General features: G+C 69.1%; 7 protein-coding genes. 5 read left to right on the top strand and 2 right to left on the bottom strand.

What is annotated here, in order from left to right:
* Positions 1-249: 249 nt before the first annotated feature.
* The gene (locus ACFV6I_RS34715) at positions 250-1,674 is read right to left on the bottom strand and encodes an MFS transporter (protein WP_380429805.1); all 1,425 of its coding nucleotides are present in this window, start codon (positions 1,672-1,674) and stop codon (positions 250-252) included.
* 232 nt (positions 1,675-1,906) lie between these two features.
* A complete protein-coding gene (locus ACFV6I_RS34710) occupies positions 1,907-2,941 on the bottom strand; it encodes a helix-turn-helix domain-containing protein (protein WP_380429803.1) in 1,035 nt (344 codons plus the stop codon).
* A 266-nt stretch (positions 2,942-3,207) separates the two neighbouring features.
* Between ACFV6I_RS34710 and ACFV6I_RS34705 the strand changes: the two genes are divergently transcribed.
* The 5 genes from ACFV6I_RS34705 to ACFV6I_RS34685 form a co-directional block, all read left to right on the top strand.
* The gene (locus tag ACFV6I_RS34705) at positions 3,208-3,882 is read left to right on the top strand and encodes an ATP-binding protein (protein WP_063346874.1); all 675 of its coding nucleotides are present in this window, start codon (positions 3,208-3,210) and stop codon (positions 3,880-3,882) included.
* Positions 3,879-4,829 (top strand): hypothetical protein, encoded by a 951-nt coding sequence (locus ACFV6I_RS34700; RefSeq protein ID WP_380429800.1) that lies wholly within the window; start codon positions 3,879-3,881, stop codon positions 4,827-4,829. Before ACFV6I_RS34705 ends, ACFV6I_RS34700 begins: the two co-directional genes overlap by 4 nt.
* Before the next feature lie 28 nt (positions 4,830-4,857).
* Complete coding sequence (locus tag ACFV6I_RS34695) at positions 4,858-5,466, top strand: hypothetical protein (RefSeq protein WP_380429797.1); 609 nt, start codon at positions 4,858-4,860, stop codon at positions 5,464-5,466.
* A complete protein-coding gene (locus tag ACFV6I_RS34690) occupies positions 5,453-5,986 on the top strand; it encodes a class IV adenylate cyclase (RefSeq protein WP_380429794.1) in 534 nt (177 codons plus the stop codon). The genes ACFV6I_RS34695 and ACFV6I_RS34690 overlap by 14 nt, the downstream gene beginning before the upstream one ends.
* A gap of 13 nt (positions 5,987-5,999) precedes the next feature.
* A partial coding sequence (locus tag ACFV6I_RS34685) for a radical SAM protein (protein ID WP_380429791.1) occupies positions 6,000-7,122 on the top strand: 1,123 nt, incomplete at its 3' end.

The raw sequence follows: 7,122 nt of genomic DNA, 5'->3' as shown, positions 1-7,122 counted from the left end.
GGGTCCCAGTGGCGGGGGGCGGGGGCGCCCGCCCCGCCGGGGGGCCACGCGCAGCCGGCCGGCGCGCGGGCGGGGCCGGCGCCCCCCCCCCCCCAGACCGATGGCATCGCTGAACGCTCTTCCGCGGCTCAGGGCCGACGGCGCACCGCAGCTGTCCCATCGACGCCGGGTGAGGGTGCCCGGGATCGGCTGGCTCACGGCCCGGGGCAGGAGCCTGCGGGCGCGCCCGGGTTTACCGGTAGCCCGCGTTCAGTGCTCCTGTGCGTGGACGGGACGGGGCAGCAGGAACGAGGCCGCGAGTGCCGTCGCAAGCAGGCCGGTTCCGGCCCACAGCGTGACCTGCAGGGTCGCGCTGTAGCTGGCCACCGCGACGGTCCGTGCGGTCTGCTCGGCGGTGCCGGTGATCTGCCCGCCGAGCGCGCCGAAGAACACGGTGCCCAGGACGGCGACGCCCAGTGCGCTGCCGAGCTGCTGGACGGCGGTGATGGTTCCGGAGGCGGAGCCGCTCTCGTGCGGTTCGACGGCGCCGAGCACGGTGTCGAAGAACGGTCCCATGACCAGGCCCATACCCAGGCCCGCGAGAACCAGTGCCGGCGCGAGGTGCCACGGCGTGACGCCCGTGCCGGCCGTGTTCAGGGTGACGGCGAGGGTGGCGGTGCCCAGGGCCATGACCACGAGCCCGGTCTGGATGACCCGGCGCCCGAGCCGCTCGATGATGCCGAACCGCTCGGCGACCTGAATCGCGGCGAAGCCGAGCACCATCCCCAGCGACCAGGGCAGGCTCGCCAGCCCCGCCCGCAGGGGGGTGAGGCCGAGGCCGGACTGCAGGAACAGGCTGAGCACCAGCGAGAAGCCGGCCACCGCCGCGAAGAACACCCCTCCGGTCACCAGACCTGCGGAGAAGGCCCGCTTGCGGAACAGGCCCGGCACCACGAGCGGATCGCCGCCCGCCCGGGCCACCCGCAGCTCGTACCGGCCGAAGACCCCGAACAGCCCGACCGCCGCCGCCATCGACACGAACGTCCAGGCAGGCCAGCCGAGTTCACGGCCCTGCACCAGCGGGAGCACCAGCAGCAACGCGGCCAGTGAGGCCAGGGTGGCGCCCGCGAGGTCGAGCCGGGGCCGCCGCGTGGAACGTGACTCCGGCAGGAACTTCCAGCCACCCAAGAGGGCGAGCAAACCGAGCGGCAGGTTGATCAGGAAGATCATGCGCCAGCCGGAGCCGAAGAAGTCGGCATCGACCAGAGCGCCGGCCAGCACTGGGCCGCCCACCGTCGAGGCGGCCATCACCGGGCCGAACAGGCCGAACGCCCGGCCGACCTCCGGCCCGTCGAACATCTCCTTGATGATGCCCAGGCCCTGAGGGATCATCACCGCGCCGAACAGGCCCTGCAGCCCGCGGGCGCCGATCAGCATCCCCGGCGACCAGGAGGCCGCGCAGAGCAGGGAGGCGACGGTGAAACCGAGCGCGCCGATCAGGAACATCCGCTTGCGGCCCACGATGTCACCGAGACGTCCGCCGGTGACCAGGCCCGCCGCCATCGCCAGCGCGTAAGCGGCTCCCAGCCACTGCACCGTCGCGGCACCGCCGCCCAGGTCGGCCCGGATCGAAGGCGCCGCGACATTGGCGATCAAGGCGTCCAGCATGTCCATCGCCTCGGCGGCGAGCAGCACCCACAAAGCGACCCAACGCCACCGGTACGGTGTGCGGGTGACCTGCTCCCCAGCGGGGGGAACAGGTGTGCGAACGGCGATGCCGTCCACGGGAAAGTCAGACACAGAGGTCCCTTTCTCAGAAAGATCACGAGAGAAAGAGACGCACCGGGCACTACCGGCAAGCCGGTGTGCTGAGAGCGCAAGCCCCGCCCGGACTAACCAATACCGGGAACCGTGTTTTCGCGCGTCGCTACCGAACCACGGTAACAGAGCACGCCGAAGAGGACGCCGGCGCCCATACGCTCGGCGACTTCGCCCTCCACCGGACCAGAGCCTCTGCTTCGTTCAGGAACCGAGCCCAGTCCGGATCGTCCTCGCTGGCGCCCCGCTCAAACCCGCGCCACGCACGGAGGATCGCTTCGTTGGTACTGGCGGCGTCGCCCAGAGCGGCGTGCCCCTGAGCCTCACGAATGGCCAGGAGCGAGTGGACGCGAGGTGGTACCCAGGGGCCGAGTCGGGTCGCAGCAATCTGTGAGTAGCGGACGGCGTCGCGGCCCTTGCCGAGGTCGACGGCCTGCCTCGCCATGACGGACAGCGTGCGGATGGCCAGCGGCGAGTTGTTGAACAGCAATGCGGTGTTGAGGGCCTGGGACCAGTAGACAGATGCGTCTTGGGTTCGTCCGGCGTCGTAGCAGTACCAGCCGATGGAGGTGGTCAGTGAGCCCTGCATCGCCTGGAGTTCGTCGCCGATCCCTGTGGAGAACGTCCCCCGGTCCAGGAGCCCGTGGATGTAGTGCAGGGTGTGTCTGGCGGAGCGCCAAAGGCTGTCGCCGCCGAAGCGCTGATCCCATGCGTCGAGGTGCTGAAGGACCGCGCGTAGGTCCTCGACCTCGTCCTCACCGATCCGGAGAGGCTCCGTCGGCCGAACGCCGACGACCGGTGAGAGCCAGGGCAATCCGCCAAGGGCGGCAGCCACTCCGGCTGCCAGTGCGTCACGTCGGTTCACAGGCGGGATGATGACTCCTCCCAAGACGCCTGCGCCACCCGGCGAAAGATCTACCGGCGACACGAAGCCCAGTTTGTCGTACGAGGCCTGGAACACTTCGCATAGCGACCGGAGGACCTCCGGTGCGCGGGGGACGTCCGGGCTGGGTGTCGTCTCCCAGCGTCGCCACTGCCGTTCGCTCACCCCCACCGCTTCGGCGGCGGCAGCCTGAGTGAGGTTCAGTCGCTTTCGGGCCTCGTACAGCAGCTGGTTCCGGCTTTTGGGGGTCCGCCTGCTCACGGCAGCGCCTTATGCAGCATCACGTACCAAACATAGAGAGGGATTCAGTCCTTCGGCCGGATTCCGGCCGGATTCACCGCTGTGGACGCGGAATGTCCGGTGAATGTCCGGTCGATGTCTGGCTCCGTGTCCTTCCCGGCCTTCACGAGCGCTGGTGGAATGAGCGTCCGCTACGGAGCGGATTCGACTCGTTACGGAGTGGCGCATCCGCCTCGCAGTAGTCATGTCCCACCCCTGCACCGGAGCCACCCCCCGGAGGGAATGCCATGCCCACCTCTGAGTTTGAGCTGTCGGCCGAATCCGTCAGCGCCAGCACGGCCCGACGCACCACACGGAGGATCCTTCGCGGGTTTGGCCTGGTTCTCGGCCAGGACCTGGAGGACACTGTCCTGCTTCTCGTCTCCGAGCTGGCGACCAACGCCATCAGGCATGCGACGGGTACGACGTTCATGGTCTCGTTGCAGATCGACAAGGAGCTGCTGCGAGTAGCCGTGATCGACCGGGCAAGCCGATCTCCGCAGCTTCGGACAGCTGTGGAGACCGACCAGCACGGACGAGGCCTGGAACTCGTGAAGGCGCTCTCCACTCGCTTCGGCTGGAATCGCCTGGGTGACGGCAACGAGGTCTGGTTCGAGCTGGAATTCAACGAGCCCACCCAACCCGCCGCCCCAGCGCCGGCCCTCGCGGGCGAGCGGGGCGGCTTGCAGATCGCGATGCTGGGCTCGGGCGCCGTCGTAGTCGGAGGGGCGCACACGCTCGCGGCGTCCAGTTCGCCCCTCGGCGTCTCCGGGACGGAAGGCCAGGACGCTCGTGGGGCCCTTGTGAAGGCTGGCAGGGCAGGGGCACTTCGCGGAATCGCTGCCCCGGATCGATGCTTCTTCTCGCCGTTCTCGCCCATCTCGTCCCTCCACCCACTCCCGTACCCGAGGACTGCGCCGTGAGCGTCGGACCGCGCACCAGAACGCTACTCAAGACCACAACCCCGGCCCGCAGACTGGACATTGCGGCGTCCTTCGAGGCACTGACGCAGGCGGGCGTGGCCACCGGTGGCGACGTCGCGAAGGCCGAGCTGGTCAGCGACAGCCCGAACCATCTGTGGTCGCTGCCGACTTCACGCGCGCTCGCCATCGTCCACCCCGACCTGGACGAGGCTGGGGCGCTCATCAAGGGCGCGCAGTTCCTGCGACAGCATCAAGTCCCCGTCACCTCCCCCCGGTACATCGACGTCCGCACGTCTGCCGAAGGCCGGGCCGTGACCTTCTGGCAGGACCCCGGGAAGCCGAGCACCGACACGTCCCTGTCCGCATGGGTGACCGCCCTCACGCACCGGACCGACCCCAGGACGGCCCCGTGGCTCAGGGAGCACGATCCGTTCGCCGGGCTGCTGGACGGCCTGGACAGCGCTCCGCTGAACGAGGCCTCCCGCAGTTTCCTGCGCGACCACGCGGCCCAACTGCGCGAGGAGTGGGACTACCTCGACTGGCCGACACCGGACACCGTCATCCTCGGCGCCCTCGGGATGGCCCCCTGCCACGACGACGGAGTCCACGTCGGGCTCCTGCTGCGCCGCCCGCTGACGCGCGGCCATCGCGAGTGGGACCTGGTCGCCGCCCGCTGGCGCTCCGAACTGCTCATCGGCCCGCGCGAAGACCACCGGACCTACGCCGACACCTACCTCTCGTACGACCGGGAGGGACAGCCCCTGGACCACCCCTACATCGGCGCCTGGTCCGGCTACCAGGTCGTACGCGACGTCGTCGTCCTCGCCACGGTGATGGATACGGTGCGCCGCGCCCACCTCGACGCCAACATCCGCCAGGAGGCGGCCCACCGGGTCACGTGCCTGCGCGGTGCCCACCCGGCCCCGTGGAACTGGGGGCTGCGATGACAAGCCCGAACAGGGATATGGAGTTCACATGGACGTGACCCGAGGATTCTTCATCACCCTCGACGGTCTGAGCGCAAGCGGGAAGACCACCGTCGCCCCGCTGGTCGCCGCTTTGGTCAACGGGGTTCACCTCACCGACGGCACATTGCCGACGTTCCCCCGTATGCGCGTGGAGGTGGACGCCGCCGGAATCCTGCCGGCGCGGTTCCACTGGTGGATGATGGCGAACCACATCAAGTCCGAGACCGCCCGGGCGCTCACCGAGAGCGGTCGGACGGTGGTGGTCGAGTCCTACTTCCCGCGCACCATCGCCACACACAGGGCGATGGGTCACGGCTGTGTGCCGGAGTACCCGGAGGGGGCTCTCGTCCCGAACGTGCCGATTTTGTTGGAGGTGGACGAACGCGTCCGCCAGGAGCGGCTTCGTCGGCGGGCCGAGCTGGGAACGCTGAGCTCCTGGCACCGGCGGGAGGAGCCGAACGTGGCCGAAAGCTCCCGCGTGTACCGGGCGTTCGGACTGCTGCGGGTCGACGGCACCGACCGCACGCCTGATGAGGTGGCTCGCAGCATCGCCGATACCGTGCGCTCATCTGCCCGTACCGCGCTGAGGAAGGCAATTCCCCATGACCGCAACTGAGTTCGAAGCGAAGATCCTCAACGTCGATCCGGAGAAGATTCGCGTGCTCCTGGCCGAGGCTGGGGCTGAGCACGTGGTCGACCGCTTCCAGCGCCGCTATGTCTACGACATCCCCGGCCGGCCGGGTGCGTGGGTCCGGCTGCGTGACACCGGCACCGACGTCACGTTGTGCGTCAAGGAGATCCACTCCGATGCGATCGACGGCGTGACCGAAACGGAGACGACCGTCGGCGGCTTCGACGCCACGAACACGCTCCTCGGCAAGCTCGGCTACCAACCGAAGGCGTACCAGGAGAACCGCCGGTCCTCCTGGACGCTCGGCGGCGCGGCCGTCGAGATCGACCACTGGCCGCTGATCCCCCCGTACCTGGAGATCGAGGGCGACAGCGCCGAACACGTCCATGCGACCGCCCTCGCTCTCAAGCTTCCTCTGGAGAAGCTCACGAGCGAGAACACGACCAAGGTCTACCGCCGGTACGGGATCGACATCGACGCGATTCCCCGGCTCACGTTCGAATGACAGGAGACGAGCCTTGTCAGTTACCCAACGCCCGGCAGTCCGGGTCGTCCGGGACCGGACCATCCGCATCAAGGTGATCGACGACTGCGGGTTGGCCTGCACGTTCTGCCACAACGAGGGAACGCCGGTCACCGTCGACAATCAGGGCCGCGCCGAACTGCCCTTCGGCGCGGGCCCGGGCAGGACCGGGCGCGTGTCGATCTACAGCGAGACGAACGGTGTCGGTTTCCTCGCCGCCAGGATGGCCCCGGACATGTCCTTCCGGCGGGCGGTGCGAACTGTGGCGAGGGCGTTCGACGCCGACGAGGTTCACCTCACGGGAGGGGAGCCCACCCTCCACACGGAGGTGCCCGCGCTGGTCGCGGCGCTGTCCGGCATGGGGTTGAGCGTCGGGATGACCAGCAATGGGGAACGCGGCCGGCAGGTCATGCCGGAGTGTTCGGCGGCCGGCCTCAACCGGGTCAACGTCTCGGTCTTCGGTACCACCGCCGAAGAGCTCCAGGCCGTTCAGTCCGAGCGTTTCAGGTCTGCGGGCCTGGCCGAGGCGAAGATCCGGGCAGCGGAACAGACCGTCCGGTCCGCCGTCTCCAACGGCGTGAAGGTCTCGGTGAACATCGTCGTTCCCGGAATGGCCCACGTGGACCGGGTCGTCAACCTGGTCGAGTCGTACGGCCAGTTCGCGGATGTGCGGATGCTCACCAGCATCCAGGACGGGGCGGAGTCGACCGCGGCGATCTCCGAAGTGCTGGCCCGGGTCGGCGCGGAACCGGTGCTTCGGACGTTCACCGCCGGCACCTCCGACGAGCGCACCCTGTACCGGGCGCTCGGCGGCCGGGCGGTCTACGTGAAGCGGCTGCTGCCCGTAAGGCTCCCGGACACCTGCGCGTCGTGCCGGTTCAACAACGACACGGACTGCGAGGAGGGCTACTACGGCATCCGCCGGGGAGTACATGCTCGGCGTCTGCATCCAGCGCATGGACCTCTGCGTCTCCGTGGCCGATCTGTCGAAGAGCGGGATCGTGGAAGAGGTGCAGGCCTTCAAGGACGCCGAAGTCCGGCGGCTGACGAGCGAGTACGGTGCCGCCGCCTGAGTCTCTGGCTGTCGGTCGGGTATCCAGGGCCCGCACGTTCGACTC

Origin of the sequence: Kitasatospora sp. NPDC059803 (assembly GCF_042732255.1) — a bacterium.
Classification (GTDB): domain Bacteria; phylum Actinomycetota; class Actinomycetes; order Streptomycetales; family Streptomycetaceae; genus Kitasatospora.
The sequence above is the reverse complement of the archived record's forward strand: the minus strand, read 5'-3'. Positions and strand labels throughout refer to the sequence as shown.